Here is an 18,984-nt window from a genome sequence, read left to right on the forward strand (position 1 = left end):
GCTGTGAGAAAATGGACCTGTTTGCTGGCGGTGCCGCTTGCGATAATGCCCCTTCCAGCCGAGTTCGCGATGGCGCAAGCGCCGCCGTCGGCGCAGGCGGCCGCCACGGCGCAGGTTTACTCGCAGGCGGAACTTGAACAAATCCTGGCGCCGATCGCGCTCTATCCCGACGAACTGCTGACCCAGGTCCTGGTGGCGTCAACCTACCCACTGGAAGTCGTGACCGCCAGCCGTTGGGTTCAGCAACCAGCGAACAAGGCGCTCAAAGGCGATGCTCTGCTCAAGGCGCTCGATGCACAGGATTGGGATGCCAGCGTGAAATCGCTGATCCCCTTTCCAGAGCTATTGAAAATGATGAGCGACCAACTCGATTGGACGCAAAAACTTGGCGACGCATTTCTGGCTCAGCAGGCAGATGTGCTGGCCGCCACGCAATCACTTCGCGCCCGAGCGACAGCCGCCGGGAAGCTGCAAAGCAATACACAGCAGACCGTCACGCACGACGCCTCTGCCATCGTGATCCAGCCGGCCAAGCCGGAAACCGTCTACGTGCCGGTCTACAATCCAACCGTGGTCTATGGTCCGTGGCCATACCCCGCCAGTCCGCCGGTCTATTACCCACCACCGCCTGGGTACAATTTGGGTGGGGCACTGGCCACGGGGCTGGCGTTCGGGACCGGCATAGCCATCTCACACGCCCTTTGGGGATGGGGACGGCCGAACTGGGGTGGTGGTAACGTCAACGTCAATGTCAATCGGTTCAACAGTATCAACTCGAATCGCTATAATAACTTTAGCTCGAATCGCTCGGCCATCAACTCGAACACGTGGCAGCATAACCCGGCTCATCGCCGCGGCGTCGCCTACAACAACAATCAGGTGAGGCAACAATTCCGTCCGAACCAAGCAGCCAACACCGCGCAGCGCGACGCCTTTCGTGGTCGCGCGAGCCCCGACCAGCCCCGCTCACGGCAAGCTAGTACAGGGCTCGGCGGGGGCAACGCCGGCAATGCGCCGGGCCGGGTGCAAAACCGGCAGCAACCCAATGGGGCCAGGGGCGGACAGGCCGCCCCGCAGGGCGCCCATCGGCCGGGAGGCCAAGGTGGCGCCAGTCCGCCGCGACAGATCGCGCAAAGACCAAGCAGTGATAGCGCGTTCAAGGGCGTGGGCCAGGGCTCGGCGACACGGGCGCAGGCGGCGCAAGGCCGCTCAAGCCGCGCCACCATGGCCCAAAATGGCGGCAGACACGCGGGTCATGCCGGCAGCGGCAGGTCTGGCCGCGGCAACAGGGGAGGCCGTTGAAGATGTTACCCGGTTGGCTTCGGTCGCAACGCAATGTCGCCGTGCTCGCGCTGCCACTTCTCGCCGCGGCGCCCGCGGATGTCGCTCAGCACTTTGCCTCACCCGACGCGGCGACGCTGGCGCTGGTTGCGGCGGTGAAGAGTGACGACAACGCGCGGCTGACCAGGATATTCGGCGCGGCCGGAATGCAGATCGTGGACGCGGGCGACCCGGTCGCCAATCGGACAAACCGCGAAAAATTCCTCGCCGCCTACAATGCGAAGCACCAACTCGATACCAAGAACGGCTCTGCGGAATTATCCATCGGAAACGATGACTGGCGCTTCCCCATTCCGTTGAGACACGACGCGAGCGGATGGTCATTCGATGTGGCGGCTGGGCGCGAGGAGATCCTCGATCGGCGGGTCGGCGCAAACGAATTATTTATCCAGCAAGCCGTGCTGGCCTACGCGGACGCACAGAACGAATACGTTCAGACCCTGCACGATGGTTTGAAAGTTCATGTCTACGCACAACGTCTGCTCAGCAACCCGGGCAAACAGGACGGGCTCTATTGGCCGACAGAGCCGGGGCAGCCGCAGAGCCCGCTCGGCCCGCTCGTCGCCGATGCACAGACCAGCGGTTACCATCCAGGGGAAAACGTCGAACCGCAAGCCTTCCACGGCTATTTTTTCCACATCCTCAGAGCACAGGGACCGCACGCGCCTGGAGGCGCCTATGACTACGTCGTGAATGGCGTGATGCTCGGGGGTTATGCGCTCGTTGCCTGGCCGGCGCATTGGGGAAACACCGGAGTCATGACCTACATCATCAACCAAGATGGCGATCTGTATCAAACGGACCTCGGTCCGCGCACGGCAGAAATCGCCAGAGCGATGATGCGGTTCGACCCGGACCAGGCTTGGCAGAAGGTCGGCGCGCCGACCCCTTCCGCCGGAGCCGCGGCGGAGAACAACAGCGGCGGCTGAGCCGTATCCGACGCTTACTGAGATATGCCGGTGTCAGCCGGAGCGCGCCCCACTCCAGTGATCTCCTATGAGGCATCACCTCGCGCTGCCCCGGCGTGCCACGTTCAGAACGTGATTCGCACCCCGCCAAAGCCACCGACCGGCGCCGCCGGGCTGTAGGCCCGTGGGTTGGTGGCATTCGGCGCCTGGGACAGAAACACCGCCGTGGTCGGCGAGAACGTGCCGAACGTGTAGTATTTCTGGTCGGTGACGTTCTCCGCCGCGGCGAACAACTGGATATGCGGTGTCAGTTGATAGCTTGTGCTCAGGTTCAGCGTGTAGAACGCCGGCAACTGCGGCGTCAGATTGGCCTCGTCGCCAAACAGATACGTCCCGCTCTGCGCGATGCCGACGGCGCTGACCGTCCATTTGTCGGTCAGCCGATAGGTCAGTCCGAGCTTGCCTTGGTGGGCAGGAACGCCGGGCAGCCGGTTGCCCGAATTGATGGTGATGTTGCCGTTGGCGTCGGCCGCCGGGTTGCTGCCGGCGGCCTCGACGAAGCCGCTTTGAAACGTCGCGTCGGTGTAGGTGTAGGCCAGATAGGCCGACCAGCGAGGCGCTTTGTACTGGATCGAGGCATCGACCCCCTGGCGCCGTGTCTGTCCGACATTGGTGAAGAAGGCCCGGTTCAGCGTCACGCTGTTGACGAACAGGATGTCGTCGTCGAGGTTGCTGCGATAGAAGCCCAGATTATAGTTCACGCGACCCGCCTCGCCGGCTGGCGCCGAGCCGCGCAGCCCGGCCTCCACGGTATGCGCAACGACTTGCTTCAGGTCGGGGTCGCCGACGAAGAAATTGGCCAGGCTGCAGGCATCACTTGGGCCAGCGCAGGAAAGTTCGGCCGGCGTCGGCGCGCGGTTGGCTTCCGCATAGCCGGCATAGGCGGTCAGCCAGGGCGTCAGCTTGTAGGTCACGCCGCCTGCCGGGTTGAAGCGCTGGTAATAATGATCGCCGGTCAGGTCGCCGCCATTCTGGTCGTTCAGGTTGATCTGTGCGGCATTGAACCGGCCCGAGGCGGTCAGCGCCAGCCGGTCGGTGATGTTGAATGTGTCGGCGACGAAGGCCCCGTAATACGCATCGCTGATCCCCACCCGCACCGGCGAATTGCTGCCCGGCTCGTCGATGGTCTCGCCGGGTCCGATGAATTCGCGGGTATCGGGCGTGATCCCGCCAATCAAGGAGGCCGCCGTGAACTCGGTCTGCGAGCCGTCAAAACTCAAGCCGGCGACCAGATGATTGGCGAAGCCGAACACGGACTGCTTATCGGTGAGCTGGGCCGACGCACCGTAGCCGTTGGTGTTTGTCGTCTGGTTGTCCAGTTCCGAATAGGCCAGCGGGTTGGCCCCCAGGAAGGCCGGAATCGTGGCACCCGCGGTCGTTGTGCTAGGCCCGGAACCGCTGCACAGCAGGCCTGAGCCATCGTCGCACGGCAGGTCGTTCGGGGCGTTGCCGTTTATTACGCGCTGCAGGAAATAGTTGTAGTAGGTGACCGCCTGCAGCGACACCGTGTCGCTGAGCTCCAGATCGCCCGACAGGCTGATCTGCGCGAAACGGTTGCTGATCCGGTTGGGTGCGGTGAACTGGCCGGCGGGATCGACGGCCAGCAGTTCGATCGGCGAAGTGCCTGGTCCGTTCAAGACGGAGTTCGCCACCAAGGCGTTGAAATGCAGCTCGCCCTTGTTGCCGCGCCAGCCGATATCGCCGTAGAAATTTTCCAGGTCGGAGGATTGCAGGTCGCGCCAGCCGCCCTGGTGCAAACCGCTTGCCGCGACATAGACCGCCGAGTTGCCGCTGCGGCGGCCGTATTGGAGGTTGGCCCCATAGGTGTCGAACGACCCGCCGGATAGTTCAATCTCGGCGCCTTGATAGGTGAAGCCGTTCTTCAGTTGCACGTTCAGCGCGCCGCCGAGCGCGTTCAGCCCGAACACCGGGTTCGAGCCTTCCAGGTTCAATTGGTCGATCGCCAGGCTGGGCAGCAGGTCGAAGTCGACGGTGTCGCCGAACGCCTGATTGAAACGAACACCGTTGACATAGACAGCGATTCCTTGCGGCGTACCCTGCAGCGCCGACGCTTGAAAGCCATGATAGAACAGGCTCGGCTGAAAAGGATTGCCCGAAGCCGAATCGAGATTGACGCCACCCACCTGCTCATTCAGGGAGCGCACCGCATCGGGCGTGGTGGTTCCGCCGCGGGTGAGATCGTCGCGTTTCAGCACGTTACTTTCAGCCGGTACCGTGTCGCGATCGACGCCGGAGCCGAGCAATGGCGAGGCTCCGATAATGTTGACCGGCGGCAGTGTCAGCGACAGCGGTTGGGCCGCACCAGCCGGCGCTTGCTGCGCCTGAGCGGGCACGCGGGCCAGCCCCAGGACAGCGGCCATGCACGCGAGCCGAGTGGCGATGTGGCCCCGATCATGTGCCAAGCGAAGTATCATGGCGGCATCCCCCCAGTCTTTTCGTTCTTGGATGAGGAGCCTCGGCGATCGGGTGCGGTTCGTCGATGGCGTGTCTTCCCGATATCGGCGGGAAAAATTCCCGATCTTCGCGCCACGCCAAACATCCGGTAACATCGGCGCGTGGGGGAACAGTCTCGGTCATGTCGCTCCGCGTTCGGCTGATCACGTCGATGATAATCGTGCTGCTCATCAGTCTTTGCGCTATCGGGGCAGTCGCGGGCTTGCACGCTGTCAGGTCGGTGCGAACCGAGCTGCGGGCGGCGCTCGCGGTCGGGGCGCAGACACTGCGCAATGGGATCGACGAATTACCGCGCGCGCGGAACCCCGAGACCGAAGTCATGCGGCTTGTCCGAAGTTTCGACGGCGATCGCCATATCCGCGCCGAACTACGCGATGGCACCGGGCGGTTGCTTGCCGCCTCCACCTTATCGACCTTGGCTCCTGACGTGCCAGCGTGGTTCGTTGCGTTTTTCGCACCTTCGATCGCGCCGGTGCGCTTCGAGTTGGACGCGGGAAACACCCTCATCGTCGATCCTGATCCTCGCAATGAGATCGGCGAGGTGTGGACCCAATTCAGGGATGCGCTCGTCGCGATTGGATTATCTTGCGTCTTGAGCATCACGCTGATCACTTGGATCGTGGGACGGGCCTTGCGGCCGCTGAACCAACTTTCGGCCGCGCTCGCCTCGGTCAGCTCGGGCGAGTTTGCGGTGCGCGTGCCGCAGGCTGGGCCTCCCGAGGTCGGGCGCCTCGCCCAGGGGTTCAACGTCATGATGGAGCGGCTGGACGCGGCGCAGTTGCGGAATCTGCGTCTGCATGAGCAGTTGCTGACCTTGCAGGAGGAAGAGCGCACCGACCTCGCGCGCGACCTGCACGATGAAGTCGGACCGTTCCTGTTTGCCGTCAATATCGACGCCTCTTCGATCCAGCGGGCGGCCAGCTCAGGCCAGATTGCCGAGGTGGCGGAGCGCGCGCACGCGATCCGCGAAGCGGTGCAGCATATGCAGGCCCATGTCCGTGCCATGTTGCATCGGCTACGCCCGGCCAGTCCGGTGCAAGCCGGGCTGGCGCCCGCACTCGACAATCTGATCGGCTTCTGGCGCGCGCGGCAGCCCGAGATCGACTTCAAACTCGACATGACGGTCGACGAGAACCGTCTCGACGACCCCACGGTGGCGGCGATCTATCGCTTGGTACAGGAGGGGCTCAGTAATGCCGTTCGCCACGGCTGTCCGAGCCGGATCGAGGTCTTTGTCGGGGGCTTTGAGATCAGCCCGTTGATCGCAAGTATCGCCGACGATGGCACCGGCTTGACCGCCTCCACTGTGCCGGGGCTTGGTTTGACGGGCATGCGCGAGCGGGTGGAAAGGCTTGGCGGGACGCTGGATGTCAGCGCGGGCCGAAAGGGAACCGGGCTTGTCGTGACCGCCCGATTGCCGGTCGCGGCCGCCGAGGTAGCGGCGTGAAGGTCTTGCTGGTTGACGATCACGCGGTGGTCCGCTCCGGGCTGCGGCGCCTCCTGACGGCGCTGCCGGAGGTCCGGATCAGCGAGGCGGCGAACGGGCGAGACGCCTTGACCCTGATGCGCGACGAGCGACCGGCCCTGGTCATCCTCGATCTCAACCTGCCCGGGCTGGGCGGGCTTGAACTGCTGCGCCGCATCGTCGCCGAACATTCCGAGGCACGCGTGGTGGTGCTGAGCATGCACGCTGAGGTGTTCTACGCGACGCGCGCGCTGCGTCTCGGCGCGGCCGGCTATCTCAGCAAGAACGCCTCGCCCGAGGAGCTGCTCCAAGCGGTGCGGCGGGTGAGCGCAGGTGGCCGCTACATCGAGGCCGAGATTGCGCAGCGCTTGGCGCTCGGGGCAGCCGAGATAGCCGATCCGGCACAGCGATTGACCGAACGCGACCTCGAGATCATGCGCCTGCTCGGCGATGGCCAGGGCCTGTCGGAAATCGCCGATGCGCTTGGCGTCAGCTACAAGACAGTTGCCAATACATGCAGCCAGATCAAGGCCAAGCTCGGCGTCGCGCGGACCAGCGACCTGGTTCGGCTGTCGCTCGACGGTGGCGTGACCGCCGCGCGGTAGTTGATCCCGCGACAGAGTCCACCAGTGATCGCAAATGGTTGTCAAAGAGGATTGTAACCTGGCTTCTTGTACAATCTTCCCGCCCCGCCCATAATGTCAGGCTGATACACTTTCTCAACCCAGTCGCGCGGCTCAACATCTTCAATACGGACCGACACGGATTGCTCGGCGCAGTTCACCTCAGCCATCACCGCCCGGGTCACCCGCTCACTCAACCTCGTCTTCTGCTGCTCGGTCCTGCCGGCATGAAGCTTTACGATAACATGTGGCATTACTTAGTACTCCTGGCTCTCGTTGATATCCACGTCGGCCGGCTGGCTCATCGCGAATATCACCGTGCTCGCGAACGCGTCCGCCGAAATCGCACCCTTGTAACGATCGCGCAAATTCTCCGCGATGTCCGGCTCGGTGATGCTGTCAACCAGCTCGGTCGCCACCATGGCGGTTGAGATCACGGTGCTGCGAATCCACCAGCCGCCTGACCTGCGCAAGCTCGGTCACATCAGTCTGCACCACCGCGTCATTACTGAGCGAAAGCGACGCCGCCAACGCATGTAGGCGCTCGATACGCCGAGCCCCCAGCACCAGCTTGGCGCCATGCCCGGCCAGCTGCCGCGCCGTGGCCTCGCCCAGCCCGCTGCTCGCGCCGGTGATGACCACCACCTTGTTTTTTGACACCCTGGGTCATGACTTTTCCTTTACTACTTTTGCTATTTGAGCGCGGCGCATCCGCGCCCAACACTCATCGCCGGTATTGCGCGTCGGCGACGTGCTCCATCCAATTCACCGGCGACCCATTCAGCTTTTCCTGGATCGCGATATGGCTCATCGCGGTGCTCGGTGTCGCCCCGTGCCAGTGCTTCTCCCCAGGCGCGAACCAGACCACGTCACCCGGCCGGATTTCCTCGACCGCGGCGCCCTCGCGCTGAACCCAGCCACGCCCGGCGGTGACGATCAAGGTCTGACCCAACGGATGGGTGTGCCACGCGGTGCGGGCGCCCGGCTCGAACGTCACCAGCGCACCGGCGACGCGGGCCGGATCGGGCGGGCTGAACAGCGGATCGATGCGCACCGCTCCAGTGAAATAGTCCGCCGGCCCCTTGCCGGAGGGCTGTGACCCGCTTTGCCGTATCTCCATCGTCGTTCTCCTGTTTGCCTGAACGGTCTGTGACGGCCGATGCCGGCTATTCTAGCCCCTGCATCGCCGCCGATTAATCGCTATCATCCGCATGAACCTATAAGTGGACCTTATGAATGGTCGCGCCGAAGTTCGACGATCTCTCCGCCTTCCTCGCGGTCGCCGATGCCCGCAGCTTCACCCGCGCGGCTGGGGGTGTCGCAGTCGGCGCTGAGCCAGACCATCCGCGGCCTTGAAGCCAGGCTGGGTATTCGCCTGCTGACCCGCACGACCCGCAGCGTCGCGCCCAACGAAGCCGGCGAGCGCCTGCTGAAGACCGTGCCCTGCCTGCCAACCGATCTACCGCGCCGACAACTCCGGGAAATCGTCCTCGCAAAACTCCGCCTCACCCCGCGCACCTGCGGCCGCGCGCCGCTCCTCGGCTTGCCGCAGCTCCACCCGTCGGATCTTGCCGGAGATGGTCTTCGGCAACTCGCCAAACTCAAGCCGACGAATCCGCTTGTATGGCGCCAGCACGCCGCGCAGGTGCTGGAAGATCGACAGCGCGGTCTCCCGCGTGGGTGCCACCCCTTGCGCCAATGTCAGATACGCCTTTGGCACCGCCATGCGCAGCGGGTCGGGAGCCGGCACGACGGCGGCCTCGGCTACGGCTGGGTGTTCGATCAGGGCGCTTTCCAGTTCGAACGGGCTGATGCGGTAGTCGGAGGCTTTGAACACGTCGTCGGCGCGGCCGACATAGGTGAAATAGCCGTCCGCGTCGCGGGTCGCCACGTCCCCGGTCCGGTAGGCCAGATGGTTGCCGGCCTGGACGCCAAGCGGGGCGAAGCTGCCGTCGTCGTCCTGGTAGCCGCGCATCAGGCCGATCGGTGGGGGATCGAGTTCGAGGCAGACCTCGGCCTCTTCGGCCCCCCGACCATCGGTGTCGAGCAGGCGCACACGGAAGCCGGGGGATTCCTGGCCCATCGAGCCCGGCTTCACCACCTGGCCGGGAAAGCAGCCGATTTGCAGGGTGGTCTCGGTCTGGCCGTAGCCCTCCCGCGGGATCTTGTTCCAGACCTTGCGGACGTGCTCGATAACCTCGGGGTTCAGCGGTTCGCCGGCGGAACAGACCTCGCGTAATGACGTTTGCCATTGCGTCATGTCTTGCTGCACGAACATGCGCCAGACGGTGGGCGGGGCGCAGATCGTGGTGACCTTGTGTTCGCTGATCGCGTCCAGCATGGCGGCTGCGTCGAAGCGAGGCTGGTTGGCGATGAACACCGTGGCGGCGGCATTCCAGGGCGCGAAGAAGCAGCTATAGGCATGCTTGGCCCAGCCGGGGGACGAGATGTTCAAGTGCATGTCCCCGGGCCGCAGGCCGATCCAATACATCGTGACCAGGTGGCCGGCCGGATAGCTTTGATGGCTGTGCTCGACCAGCTTGGGGCGGGACGTGGTGCCGGAGGTGAAGTACAACAGCAGTGGGTCGGTGGCGTTGGTCGGGGCGTCGGGTTGGAACTCGGCCGGCGCTTGCAGCAGGGTGTCGTAGCCGTGCCAGCCGGCGGGCGCCTCGCCGACCGCGATGCGGGTGACCGAGGGGTCGAGGCCGTCGAACTTCGGGGCATCGGAGGCGGCGGCAATCAGGTGGCAGGTGCGGCCGCGGTCGAAGCGGTCCTTCAGGTCAGAGGCAGCCAGCAGCGTGGTGGCGGGGATCACCACGGCGCCGAGTTTCATCGCCGCCAGCATGCTCTCCCACAGTGGGACGACGTTGCCGAGCATCAACAGGATGCGGTCGCCGCGCTTGACGCCGAGGGCGCGCAGGCCGTTGGCGACCCGGTTCGACGCTTCGGACAGTTCGGCGAAGCTGCGGGTGGCGGCGCCGGGGCCGACGATCTTGAGCGCAAGGTTGTTTGGGTGGTTGACGGCGAGTTCGGCGTCGAACCAGTCGAGTGCATAGTTAAAGTGGTGCAGATCGGGCCAGCGGAAGTCCCGGTGGGCGGTGGCGTAGTCCTCGCGATGGGCGAACAGGAAGTCGCGAGCTGCCTTGAACGCCTGGGTCGTCATTGTTGTTGCCTCCCGAGCGGTTGTTTCATTCGCGCTTCTGCTGCGCCAGCCAACGAAACACAACCGAGAAATCCTTGTTGCCATCGCCAGCATCGACGACCTGCTGGTAAAAGCTGAGTGCCTTGGCGGCGAGCGGGGTAGGCGAGGCTGTGGCTTCGGCGGCGGCCTGGGATAATTTGACGTCCTTGACCATCAGCGCGGCGGCGAAGCCGGGGGCGTAGTCATTGTTGGACGGTGCCGCGGGGACCGGGCCGGGTGCTGGGCAGTAGTTCGACAGGGCCCAGGAATTGGCGGTCGCGGTGGCGCAGACCTGGTGCAGCTTGTCCCAGTCCAGGCCGAGTTTCCGGGCCAGCAGAAAGCCTTCGGAAACGCCGACCATGTTGATCGCTAGCATCATGTTGTTGCAGATCTTCACCGCCTGCCCGGCGCCGGGACCGCCGGCGTGGAAGATGTTCTTGCCCATCGCCTCGAGTATGAACTTGCCTTTGGCGAAGGCGTCTTCGGTGCCGCCGACCATGAAGGTCAGCGTGCCGTTGCGCGCCCCGGCGGTGCCGCCGGAGACCGGAGCATCGAGCATCGCCAAACCGGCGGCCTCGGCGGCGGCGGTGACAGTGCGGGCGGTGTCGACGTCGATGGTGGAGCAGTCGATCAGTAGCGGCGCGGTGTCCTTGGTGGCTTCGATCAGGCCGCCCTGGTGCAGATAGACCTCGCGAACATGGTCGCCGGCCGGCAGCATGGTGATGACGACCGTGGCGCCGGTGACCGCGTCGGCGGCGCTTTTGGCGGTCTTGCCGCCGGCCTTGGACAGCGCGTCCAGCGCCGCAGGGTTGAGGTCGTAACCGGTGACCTTGTGGCCATCTTTCAGTAGGTTGGCCGCCATTGGGGCACCCATGTTGCCGAGACCGATAAATCCGATTTTCGCCATGATCAGAGCACCTCAGAGATTTCGTGGACCGGACGCCGCGGCGGCCGGCGGCCGGTAGCGATGCCGAACGGTTGCATGCCGCTGACGGCGAGGTTGAGTGCAAGCAGGCGGGCGGTGCGGCGTTTGGGCATCGGGTCTCCTTGAACGAGTTGGGCGGATCAGACATGATCCGGGATAGGTAGGCAAGGCGGTTCCGGACGTGGGATTTCCGAGGTGATCCGAGGTGTCGGCAGCGGCCGATTGGCACCCAAACCAAGCCCGGGGTAACGTGCCGGCAATTGGCGTCCCCGATAACCAGGTGCCCGGTCACCAGCAGCAGGATATCCCCATGCCCGACAGCTACCCGTTGCCAGAATCCAACCTCTCGGCGCTGGGATTTGCGGCGAAACCGCTGGACCACCTGGACGCGCTGATCCAGGCCCACATCGCCGAGGGTCGCTATGCCGGTGCACAAATCGCGTTGGCCAGGAACGGCAAGCTTGGGTTGTCGCGGACCTACGGCGACGCGAAGACGGAAGGCGGCAAGGTCGCGGCCAGCGACGAGACGCTGTTCTTGTTGTTCAGCCAGACCAAGGTGCTGACGTCCTCGGCGGTGTGGACGCTGGTGGAGGACGGCACGCTGTCGTTCATGGACAAGGTCGCCGATTTCCTGCCGGAGTTCGCCGAACGGGGCAAAGGTGAGATCACGCTGCAGCAGGTGATGACGCACCAGGGCGGCTTCCCGAATGGCGATGTCACTCAGGCGACGTGGACCGACCACGCTTTGATGCGCAAGCAGGTCTGTGATTTTTCGTTGGAGTGGACGCCGGGGACGCGGCTGCAATACCACGGACGCGCGGCCCATCTGGTGCAGGCGATGGTCATCGAGGCGGTGACCGGCAAGGACTACCGCGACATCATCCGCGAGCGGGTGGTGGAGCCGCTGGGTCTCGGTAACGACATTTTCGTTGGCGTGCCGGAGGCGCGGCAGGGCCGGTGCGCCGATACCTATGGGCCGGAGAAGCGTGACAACTCCGCCGCCATGCGGGCGGCTGGGCTGCCGAGCGGGGGTGGGTTCGCCACGGCCAGGGGCATGGCGGCGTTTTACCAGATGCTGGGGCATGGCGGACGGCTTGGGACGGTGCGACTGTTTTCGCCTCGGCTAATTGCCTACGTGTCGCGCGGCCATACGGGTGAAGCGCCGGACCTGCAGATGGGGGGTATTCCGATGCATCGCGGGCTTGGGCCGCACGTGCGGGGCGAGAGCGATCGCATTCGGGGGCTGGGCACGATCGGCGCGCCGGTTACGTTCGGGCACGGCGGGGTGGGGTCGTCGTACTCGTGGGCCGACCCTAGCAGCGGGGTTTCGTTCAGCTATTTGACGAACTTTGTCAGTCCTGATCCGTGGCACTCGGCGCGGCTGGATCGGGTGGCCAATCTGGTGCATGCAGCGATCGATTGAAACCTGGCACGACCGAGCGGCGGCATCCGCTTCGACACATGTTCGGCTTCGACCGCCCGCGATAGATGCAGCTTCAAGAACGGAACAGAAGCACGTTCTCTCCGCTGGTCAGAAAATCAAAAGGTCGCTCAGCGATAGCAGCGAACAAGGATCGGCTTGTTCCCTCACCTGGGTAGAGGCAGTCGTGGGTCTCGATGGCGAGCGCGCGTGTGCGATCCAGCCAAGCAAGGTCGCCTGCAAAAAGATCCGCCTCGCCGCCCTCGATATCGATTTTTGCAAGCAAGATGTGGTCGGCATCGACCTGATCGAGGATCTGGGCGATCGTAAGGGCGGGAACAGATTCGCCAGTCCCTTTCTCGCTAACGCGAACGGCCGACCCGCAGGCCGCAGGGTGCATGACGCGGAGCGCGCGGGGATTGCCGGCGACGGCGGCGTGCAGGACTGTCACGTTGTTCAGTCTTGCAACGTTCCGGCGCAACACCTCGACGTTTTCCGAGGACGGCTCGACGGCTACGATCCGTGCCTCGGGGAACACATGCCGCCACCACAGCACACTCATCCCGACATGTGCGCCTGCATCCAAGACCAGCGGCCGCCCACCTCCGGCGAGCGTAGCCCGGTAAGTTTCCATCAATCCGGGGAAGTGGCGCGGCGCCGAAGCGAGCAAGTCGTACTCGCGCTTGATCCAGACCTGCTGAAATATGGCATGGTCGCGAACGTCAGGCCTCAGCCAGATTTCGCCCAGACCTGGAACGGCAAGCCGTTCCGGCTGGCTTCCGTTGGTGCGGTCCAGACGAGCCGTCCGCCAGAGCAGGGATAAACCTCTGACGGCGCCGAAGGCCTTGATGTAGTTCGGCAGCCAACGGACGGTCGTTGCGGGTGGGCCCATCTGTTCATTCTCCGAGTAAGCCGGCTGACCGCCGGCTCGGCGTTCGATTGTGGTTGCAGGTAGCCGGGCGCGGCGATCACGTAGGCGAACCCAATAGATGGATGGCGCTCAGGCATCGGCGCCTGCGAGAACTGAAGCCGATGTACTGCCGTGCAAGGATTTTCCAACTTTAGTACTCGGTTGAGATTTGCTTAATTGCAGTTCTGCTGACACGCGTATAGACACCGCTCTCGTAGCGATAAGTTCCGACGAAATGGATCAACGCCGCGTGGCTGATATCACGGTGCCAGCCAAAAGCCGGGAATCGAACCCAGGGGAGCACCAGCGGATCAGGACCACTATTGGCGACCGAAAAGTTGGATGTCACCTGCTCTGACCCCCATCTGCTCCACCTGTCACCCAAATGTTGTTGCATGAATGCCGAGAATGCGACTACCGCGCCCCGACCAAGACCGCGTGGGAATCCGGCGAATCCGGCGCAGCCGCGTACGTAGCGCAGCGTGTTGGCACCAGGCAATTGTTCCAGCAGACGTTCCGCGGCGAACTGCACGTGATCGAACGTCACCCTTCGTGCGTTTTCGGCAGCTTGGCACGCGGTGGTGATCGTTACACCTGGCTCGCCCGAGAGGATGAAGCCTCGGTTGGAGCCCACGGCCGCCACTACCTCGGCAAGTGGTAGCCGCGCCACCAGATCCGCGTCGACTTGCACCACATAGTAGTCTTGGTTGAGATCAAGTAATGCCAATAATCTTTCCCAGCAACCACCGGCTGGGCATCCTTCCCTATCAACGCCGCTGAGCGGCAGGATAAGCAAGTCCTCTACATGCCGGCGCAAAAGTTCCCGGTCCGCTTCCGTAAGCGATCCATCATCCACCACGGCGAATTCGCCGGGGCCGATTGCCGCCGAGACCGACTTGATCGCAACCAGCCAGCAGCGCACGTCGCGATGGCATACTTGGCTGAAATACATCAAGCCGGTCGGTTTGGCCCGCAAGGAAGGCGTGTGCTGGATCCCGGCGATGCGGAAATTGTGGAGCGGAGCCGAAAGTCTATGCGGCAGGCGAACGGGGGTCATTGATAAGGAGGCTCTCTGTTTGAATAGGGCGGGTTCGTTCTTGGCCTGTCCGGCGTGATCCAAATCGACCTTCCGTTTGCTTGATCGCATGGTGCAAGGGCCACGCTCCACTCAATGAGCGCGCACGTTGGATCAGGGGTCGACTACGCAATCTGTTAAATGCCTTCAGCATCAATCCATTTTTCCGTCTGTTTGGGCTATAACGATACGATATCGCATCGGGACTTTTGTTGCGTAGAAATCTGATGCGTAGAAAAATCGTCCGAGCTGACGCGGCGGTCCTGCTCGGACGGTGGCGCAGAACCATCAACGGAGTATTATTTCAAGATTTTACTTGAATGCAGACGCCACGGCGGACTCACCGGGTCGAGCCGACGAGATCGCCAACCAGTAACCTGCAGCGGGGCAGCCGCCAGTGCCCGGACCTCGTAGCTCGGCGCGGCGACAACCACGGCACGAACCGTCGAGAAAAGTGCGAAGAGGAGAAAGACCAGGTCGTGGTACGCCGCGCTGAGCGCTGCCCCGGTGATCAGGAACGTGAGCAGGCTGAGTTGTAGCATACTCGCGAGCCTTGCAGCCCACTGCAGGTCCGGGCGGTTTCGTGCCGCCGCCTTGATCCGGAAGCTATCACGGACACAGCTTGCGATGATGCCAAGGAAAACCAGGAACCCGAGAAAGCCGGTATCGCCGAGTATTTCAAAGTAGATGCTGTGGGCAGCGTGCGGTCTGACATCCGGCTCCTCGGTGGGAATGAACGACAATTTTCCGAAGCTCGGAACATAGGCGTCCCAGACGTTTTGCGATTGCACCGCGTGCAAGCCGCCGCCGAGCAGGGGATGGTCGAGGGCAATGAGGGTGCTTAGCTTCCACACCACCACCCGCCCCATGAACGACGAATCCTGATCGGCATCCTGGATCGTGTCCATGCGCTGGGTCCAACTGTCCGGCACGGTTCTGACCAGCACCAGTCCAGCGATCAGCAGCGCGGCCATATAGCGGACCTTGTGCCGTGTCTTGGCGATGCCCGCCAGCGCCAGAATGAGGAGACCGACCAAGCCACCGCGGGATGCCGTGGCAACCACGCAAATGGCGAACAGGATAATACCAGCCAGTGCGCCCAGCCGCAGCGACCGAGCCTCCGACACCTCGCGGACATAGGCGAGCATCGGCATGGTCATGAGGACGATCAACGCGACCGCGTTGTTGTCACCCCAGCTCGGCATCCCCTCGACTTTGTGGCCGCCGCCGGACAGAAGGTATTTCAGCGCTTCCCCTGCACCATTGAATCCGACAGCCAGGCAGATCGTCAGTATCAACAGGTGGATGCGCAACCGGGTGCGCATGAAGCAGACCACGAGCAGATTGAGGGCGACGATCTTCCAGAGTTTGTCGAGGATGTCCCACCCCAGCGACGCATCGGACAGTGCGGTGAATTGGGCCAGAGCCGCTATCACCAGGAAGATCAGCACCAGGGCGGTGGTTCGGTCGCAGTAGAATACCTTCTTCTCTTGACTGGTAAGCAGCGCCACCACGGTCAAACCCGTGGCGAATTTGGCATAGGGCAGCGTGGCGCCGAAGCCGTAGAGGAAGTTGTTGGGATCGAGCAGCGACACATACGCCCACAACGCGATGCAGATGTCTGGTCGGCCCAGCCCCATCGGAATGATGGCGACCATCGCGGCCAGGAACATGGCGTCGCGCATGGCGGCCTACCGGGACGGGCGCCAGGGCCGCGTCGCCTGTCGCGCTGGCGGAGATTGGCTGGGCAGTTCGGCCTTGTAACGAAACAGCCCGGTCGGGCTACTGGAGGAGCCTCCGTTCCCGATTACCCAGGCAAAAACTGCGAGCAACATGCCGACGTCGAGGCACAGCAGCAATGCTTCCATTCAACGAACCTCGTCACATCCGAACCAGATACGCGCACTGCTGAGAGGGAACGCCCCCGGCGACGCCATGAATTTGCGAGTACGTTATGACCTATTTCGGACGACAGTGCTGCTAAATTCCGCATCTCTTTGGTCCATTTCGCCCCGGGAACACCCATCGGCTGGCGGGTGCGGCGCAACAGTGCGAATGAATTGCGCAGCGTCGCCAAAGATTTCGGCTGCTTTGTTCAGGCTTTGTGGTAACAGGAGCCAAAGCACCGCGCCGGATTTTCGTCCATGAGTCGCTGCGTCTTGCCTGCCGCTCGGCCTAGGCTGTCATGGTGGGTTTATCTGTTTGCCTGCCTGAGCGTGCTGGCCGGCCTCGGCGGTTGCGGCGGCAACCCTGGGCACCACGCACGGGTGCAGCGCAATCCATCGCGGTATTATCCGCCTCCGGGACCGGCGAGCGATCCATGGGGTCCGTATATCCATGAGGCATCCGGCCGGTTCGGTGTGCCGGAGCTATGGATACGCCGGGTCATGCGCCAGGAGTCGGGGGGGCAGGAGGATGTAATCTCGTGGGCCGGGGCGATGGGTCTGATGCAGGTTATGCCAGACACCTACGAGGGTCTGCGTGACCGTTACAATCTGGGCGAGGACCCGTTCGACCCGCACAACAACATTCTGGCCGGCACCGCCTACCTGCGTGAGATGTATGACCGCTACGGCTCGCCGGGGTTCCTGGCGGCTTACAATGCCGGACCGAGACGGTTGGACGCCTATCTGAGCTATGGTCGGGCATTGCCGAGCGAAACGGTCAATTACGTGGCTTCGATCGCGCCGTTGCTGGGGCCTGGAACGCCGGCCTCCGGCCCGCTGGCGGTTTACGCGGGGCAAGGCGTGCGCCTGCCATCCCGGGCGACAGCGTCCGGCTGTGATCCGGACGCGGCGTATAATCCCAGTGGTCCGTGCACACCGCTGCGCCGCACGGTCGTGGCGACCGCGGCGGCGGCCTCGCCGGTTGATGCGGCTGGCCCCGGCCAGGATGCGTGCGACCCGGATGCGGCTTACGACCCGACGCGCCCGTGCCAGCCGATGGCCGCCGCCCCGGCGGCGACGGGATTGGAGCCGGCGTATGCGCAGGGTGGCTGTGACCCGAACGCCGCCTATGATCCGACCCGTCCGTGCCGGCCGGTGCCCGCCGCGCCGGCGGCGACGGTATCGGGCCCGACGCATGCTCCGGGATATGCGCAAGGGTCCTGTAATCCGGACGCTGCCTATGATCCGACCCACCCGTGCCGGCCAGTGCCGGCCGTGCCGGCAATCATCGCTGAGTCCTCGCCGCCGCTGGCGGCGATCGTGACGCAGTCGTTGCCGCCACCGGCGACGATCGTCACGCAGCCTTTGCCGCCGCCGGGTCCTGTGCCAGCCCACCAGGGTGGTTATGCGGCGGAGATGCGACCGTTGCAGGAACGCATGGCGCGGCCGGTTGCATTTTCACCCGAAGCATCGCGGGGCAGATGGGCGATCCAGGTCGGCGCATTCGCCAATCTGTCCAGCGCTCAGGCAGCGGCCGAGGGCGCCCGATCGGTGGTGCCCGATCTGTTGCGGACGGCGAAGATCGAGCTTCCGGCGACCACGCCGCTGGGCAACCAGAGGGCATTTCGCGCTCGGCTGTTTGGCCTGACGGCGCCGCAGGCGGAGGCGGCGTGCGCACGACTAAACGGTCGGCGGATGGCCTGCATCACCGTGCCGCCGACGCGGGAATCGTTCTGACGGGTCGGTGTCGCCGGAGGCGTCGGGCGCTGATTCAAGATCGATAGTCGGGCTTGCCGTCCTCGATCAGGCGCAGGGCGGCGTCCCAGACCATGGCATAGTCGGCGTCGATTTCCTGGCGGGCGAATTGTTCGGCGGTGTGAGCGCAGACCTCGGGCGGCGGCAGAATGATCTCGCGTCCACCGGACAGCGCGGCGATCTGGGCGCCGCAGGCGCGCTCCAGCATGTAGATCATGTGGAACGCCTCGGCGATCGAAGTTCCGCCGACCAGCAGGCCATGGTTGCGCAGGATCATTGCCTTGTGCTGGCCGAGGTCGGCAACCAGGCGCTGTCGCTCATCGATGTCCAGCGCGATGCCCTCGTAGCCATGATAGGCCAGCCGGCCGTAGAACTTGCAGGCGTGCTGCGACAGCGGCAGCAGCCCGTCCTTCTGCGCCGAGACCGCGATCCCGGCGGCGGTGTGGGTGTGCACGACGCACATCAGGTCGTGGCGCGCCATATGGACGGCGGAGTGGATGGTAAAGCCTGCCGCGTTCACATCGCGGCTGCTGAGCCCGCGCTCGGGTTCGACGATGTTGCCTTCGACGTCGATCTTCACCAGGTCGGAGGCGCGCATGTGCTCGAAATTGACGCCGTAGCGGTTGATCAGGAAATGGTGCTCCGGGCCGGGAATCCGAGCGCTAAGGTGGGTGTAGATCAGGTCAGTCCAACGGTGGTGGGCGATCAGGCGATACAACGCCGCCAGATCGCAGCGGATTTGCCATTCGGCTTCGGAAACACCGGCGGTGGATGCCGGCGAGGTTGCGATATTCATGGCCGCGCCATCCGATAAAATGATGCGCCCAACCTTAACCTTGCGACCACCGGCGTCAACGCGCCGGGTGGCCGAGTTGTGGAATTGATGGGACAGGTCGCCGATGGCGCCGCCGAGAGCGGAGCCGATTCTCACTCAACGCTTGGGATCCGAGCGTTGAGTGA

At 64.0% G+C, this 18,984-nt stretch carries 18 protein-coding genes and 1 pseudogene; 7 read left to right on the forward strand and 12 right to left on the reverse strand.

The annotated features are described in order from the left end of the window. The first annotated feature begins 69 nt into the window (after positions 1 to 69). The gene (locus ACQY4Y_RS04530) at positions 70 to 1,302 is read left to right on the forward strand and encodes a DUF3300 domain-containing protein (RefSeq protein ID WP_428489365.1); all 1,233 of its coding nucleotides are present in this window, start codon (positions 70 to 72) and stop codon (positions 1,300 to 1,302) included. A 2-nt stretch (positions 1,303 to 1,304) separates the two neighbouring features. Further along, positions 1,305 to 2,270: a DUF2950 domain-containing protein gene (locus ACQY4Y_RS04535; protein ID WP_428490733.1), complete on the forward strand. Its 966-nt coding sequence runs from the start codon at positions 1,305 to 1,307 to the stop codon at positions 2,268 to 2,270. 104 nt (positions 2,271 to 2,374) lie between these two features. Here ACQY4Y_RS04535 and ACQY4Y_RS04540 read toward each other — a convergent pair whose 3' ends face one another. Continuing rightward, positions 2,375 to 4,690, reverse strand: a complete 2,316-nt coding sequence (locus ACQY4Y_RS04540) for a TonB-dependent receptor (RefSeq protein WP_428489366.1) — start codon at positions 4,688 to 4,690, stop codon at positions 2,375 to 2,377. 482 nt (positions 4,691 to 5,172) lie between these two features. Between ACQY4Y_RS04540 and ACQY4Y_RS04545 the strand changes: the two genes are divergently transcribed. Both ACQY4Y_RS04545 and ACQY4Y_RS04550 read left to right on the forward strand, forming a co-directional pair. Beyond that, complete coding sequence (locus ACQY4Y_RS04545) at positions 5,173 to 6,231, forward strand: HAMP domain-containing protein (RefSeq protein ID WP_428489367.1); 1,059 nt, start codon at positions 5,173 to 5,175, stop codon at positions 6,229 to 6,231. Further along, a complete protein-coding gene (locus ACQY4Y_RS04550) occupies positions 6,228 to 6,854 on the forward strand; it encodes a response regulator (protein ID WP_428489368.1) in 627 nt (208 codons plus the stop codon). The genes ACQY4Y_RS04545 and ACQY4Y_RS04550 overlap by 4 nt, the downstream gene beginning before the upstream one ends. A gap of 41 nt (positions 6,855 to 6,895) precedes the next feature. Here ACQY4Y_RS04550 and ACQY4Y_RS04555 read toward each other — a convergent pair whose 3' ends face one another. The 4 genes from ACQY4Y_RS04555 to ACQY4Y_RS04570 form a co-directional block, all read right to left on the reverse strand. Next, entirely contained in the window at positions 6,896 to 7,126 is a 231-nt protein-coding gene (locus ACQY4Y_RS04555; protein WP_428489369.1) for a tautomerase family protein, read from the reverse strand. A gap of 3 nt (positions 7,127 to 7,129) precedes the next feature. Beyond that, positions 7,130 to 7,294 (reverse strand): hypothetical protein, encoded by a 165-nt coding sequence (locus ACQY4Y_RS04560; protein WP_428489370.1) that lies wholly within the window; start codon positions 7,292 to 7,294, stop codon positions 7,130 to 7,132. Further along, complete coding sequence (locus ACQY4Y_RS04565; RefSeq protein ID WP_428489371.1) at positions 7,272 to 7,532, reverse strand: SDR family oxidoreductase; 261 nt, start codon at positions 7,530 to 7,532, stop codon at positions 7,272 to 7,274. Before ACQY4Y_RS04565 ends, ACQY4Y_RS04560 begins: the two co-directional genes overlap by 23 nt. A gap of 64 nt (positions 7,533 to 7,596) precedes the next feature. Beyond that, on the reverse strand, positions 7,597 to 7,992 hold the full coding sequence (locus ACQY4Y_RS04570; protein WP_428489372.1) for a (R)-mandelonitrile lyase: 396 nt from the start codon (positions 7,990 to 7,992) through the stop codon (positions 7,597 to 7,599). 116 nt (positions 7,993 to 8,108) lie between these two features. On the opposite strand from ACQY4Y_RS04570, the pseudogene ACQY4Y_RS04575 reads away from it, so the two are divergent. Then, positions 8,109 to 8,313: pseudogene (locus ACQY4Y_RS04575) on the forward strand (LysR family transcriptional regulator); the annotation flags it as partial. 18 nt (positions 8,314 to 8,331) lie between these two features. Here ACQY4Y_RS04575 and ACQY4Y_RS04580 read toward each other — a convergent pair. The 3 genes from ACQY4Y_RS04580 to ACQY4Y_RS04590 are packed head-to-tail and all read right to left on the reverse strand — an operon-like array spanning position 8,332 to position 11,091. Next, complete coding sequence (locus tag ACQY4Y_RS04580; protein ID WP_428489373.1) at positions 8,332 to 10,035, reverse strand: AMP-binding protein; 1,704 nt, start codon at positions 10,033 to 10,035, stop codon at positions 8,332 to 8,334. A gap of 25 nt (positions 10,036 to 10,060) precedes the next feature. After that, on the reverse strand, positions 10,061 to 10,960 hold the full coding sequence (gene mmsB, locus ACQY4Y_RS04585; protein ID WP_428489374.1) for a 3-hydroxyisobutyrate dehydrogenase: 900 nt from the start codon (positions 10,958 to 10,960) through the stop codon (positions 10,061 to 10,063). Positions 10,961 to 10,962: 2 nt separating this feature from the next. Beyond that, on the reverse strand, positions 10,963 to 11,091 hold the full coding sequence (locus tag ACQY4Y_RS04590) for a hypothetical protein (protein ID WP_428489375.1): 129 nt from the start codon (positions 11,089 to 11,091) through the stop codon (positions 10,963 to 10,965). 197 nt (positions 11,092 to 11,288) lie between these two features. Here ACQY4Y_RS04590 and ACQY4Y_RS04595 point away from each other — a divergent pair, with 197 nt between their 5' ends. Then, positions 11,289 to 12,401, forward strand: coding sequence for a serine hydrolase domain-containing protein (locus ACQY4Y_RS04595; RefSeq protein ID WP_428489376.1), 1,113 nt, complete (start codon positions 11,289 to 11,291; stop codon positions 12,399 to 12,401). A gap of 73 nt (positions 12,402 to 12,474) precedes the next feature. Here ACQY4Y_RS04595 and ACQY4Y_RS04600 read toward each other — a convergent pair whose 3' ends face one another. The 3 genes from ACQY4Y_RS04600 to ACQY4Y_RS04610 form a co-directional block, all read right to left on the reverse strand. Beyond that, positions 12,475 to 13,290: an FkbM family methyltransferase gene (locus ACQY4Y_RS04600; RefSeq protein ID WP_428489377.1), complete on the reverse strand. Its 816-nt coding sequence runs from the start codon at positions 13,288 to 13,290 to the stop codon at positions 12,475 to 12,477. A 169-nt stretch (positions 13,291 to 13,459) separates the two neighbouring features. Then, positions 13,460 to 14,455, reverse strand: coding sequence for a hypothetical protein (locus ACQY4Y_RS04605; protein ID WP_428489378.1), 996 nt, complete (start codon positions 14,453 to 14,455; stop codon positions 13,460 to 13,462). A gap of 227 nt (positions 14,456 to 14,682) precedes the next feature. Then, on the reverse strand, positions 14,683 to 16,068 hold the full coding sequence (locus ACQY4Y_RS04610) for a putative O-glycosylation ligase, exosortase A system-associated (protein ID WP_428489379.1): 1,386 nt from the start codon (positions 16,066 to 16,068) through the stop codon (positions 14,683 to 14,685). 459 nt (positions 16,069 to 16,527) lie between these two features. On the opposite strand from ACQY4Y_RS04610, the gene ACQY4Y_RS04615 reads away from it, so the two are divergent. Further along, positions 16,528 to 18,006: a transglycosylase SLT domain-containing protein gene (locus tag ACQY4Y_RS04615; RefSeq protein ID WP_428489380.1), complete on the forward strand. Its 1,479-nt coding sequence runs from the start codon at positions 16,528 to 16,530 to the stop codon at positions 18,004 to 18,006. A 34-nt stretch (positions 18,007 to 18,040) separates the two neighbouring features. On the opposite strand, the gene ACQY4Y_RS04620 is transcribed toward ACQY4Y_RS04615, so the two are convergent. Beyond that, positions 18,041 to 18,820 (reverse strand): class II aldolase/adducin family protein, encoded by a 780-nt coding sequence (locus ACQY4Y_RS04620; RefSeq protein WP_428489381.1) that lies wholly within the window; start codon positions 18,818 to 18,820, stop codon positions 18,041 to 18,043. Between the last annotated feature and the right edge of the window lie 164 nt (positions 18,821 to 18,984).

This window comes from Rhodopila sp. (assembly GCF_965277165.1).
Taxonomy (GTDB): domain Bacteria; phylum Pseudomonadota; class Alphaproteobacteria; order Acetobacterales; family Acetobacteraceae; genus Rhodopila.

Bases quoted from the DNA above. Each gene is read 5' to 3' on its own strand.
- mmsB (WP_428489374.1), bottom strand. From the start codon at position 10,960: ATGGCGAAAATCGGATTTATCGGTCTCGGCAACATGGGTGCCCCAATG.
- ACQY4Y_RS04595 (WP_428489376.1), top strand. From the start codon at position 11,289: ATGCCCGACAGCTACCCGTTGCCAGAATCCAACCTCTCGGCGCTGGGA.
- ACQY4Y_RS04605 (WP_428489378.1), bottom strand. From the start codon at position 14,455: ATGCGATCAAGCAAACGGAAGGTCGATTTGGATCACGCCGGACAGGCC.
- ACQY4Y_RS04560 (WP_428489370.1), bottom strand. From the start codon at position 7,294: ATGGTGGCGACCGAGCTGGTTGACAGCATCACCGAGCCGGACATCGCG.
- ACQY4Y_RS04610 (WP_428489379.1), bottom strand. From the start codon at position 16,068: ATGCGCGACGCCATGTTCCTGGCCGCGATGGTCGCCATCATTCCGATG.
- ACQY4Y_RS04615 (WP_428489380.1), top strand. From the start codon at position 16,528: ATGAGTCGCTGCGTCTTGCCTGCCGCTCGGCCTAGGCTGTCATGGTGG.
- ACQY4Y_RS04530 (WP_428489365.1), top strand. From the start codon at position 70: ATGGCGCAAGCGCCGCCGTCGGCGCAGGCGGCCGCCACGGCGCAGGTT.
- ACQY4Y_RS04580 (WP_428489373.1), bottom strand. From the start codon at position 10,035: ATGACGACCCAGGCGTTCAAGGCAGCTCGCGACTTCCTGTTCGCCCAT.
- ACQY4Y_RS04570 (WP_428489372.1), bottom strand. From the start codon at position 7,992: ATGGAGATACGGCAAAGCGGGTCACAGCCCTCCGGCAAGGGGCCGGCG.
- ACQY4Y_RS04620 (WP_428489381.1), bottom strand. From the start codon at position 18,820: ATGAATATCGCAACCTCGCCGGCATCCACCGCCGGTGTTTCCGAAGCC.
- ACQY4Y_RS04535 (WP_428490733.1), top strand. From the start codon at position 1,305: ATGTTACCCGGTTGGCTTCGGTCGCAACGCAATGTCGCCGTGCTCGCG.
- ACQY4Y_RS04555 (WP_428489369.1), bottom strand. From the start codon at position 7,126: ATGCCACATGTTATCGTAAAGCTTCATGCCGGCAGGACCGAGCAGCAG.
- ACQY4Y_RS04600 (WP_428489377.1), bottom strand. From the start codon at position 13,290: ATGGGCCCACCCGCAACGACCGTCCGTTGGCTGCCGAACTACATCAAG.
- ACQY4Y_RS04590 (WP_428489375.1), bottom strand. From the start codon at position 11,091: ATGCCCAAACGCCGCACCGCCCGCCTGCTTGCACTCAACCTCGCCGTC.
- ACQY4Y_RS04540 (WP_428489366.1), bottom strand. From the start codon at position 4,690: ATGGCCGCTGTCCTGGGGCTGGCCCGCGTGCCCGCTCAGGCGCAGCAA.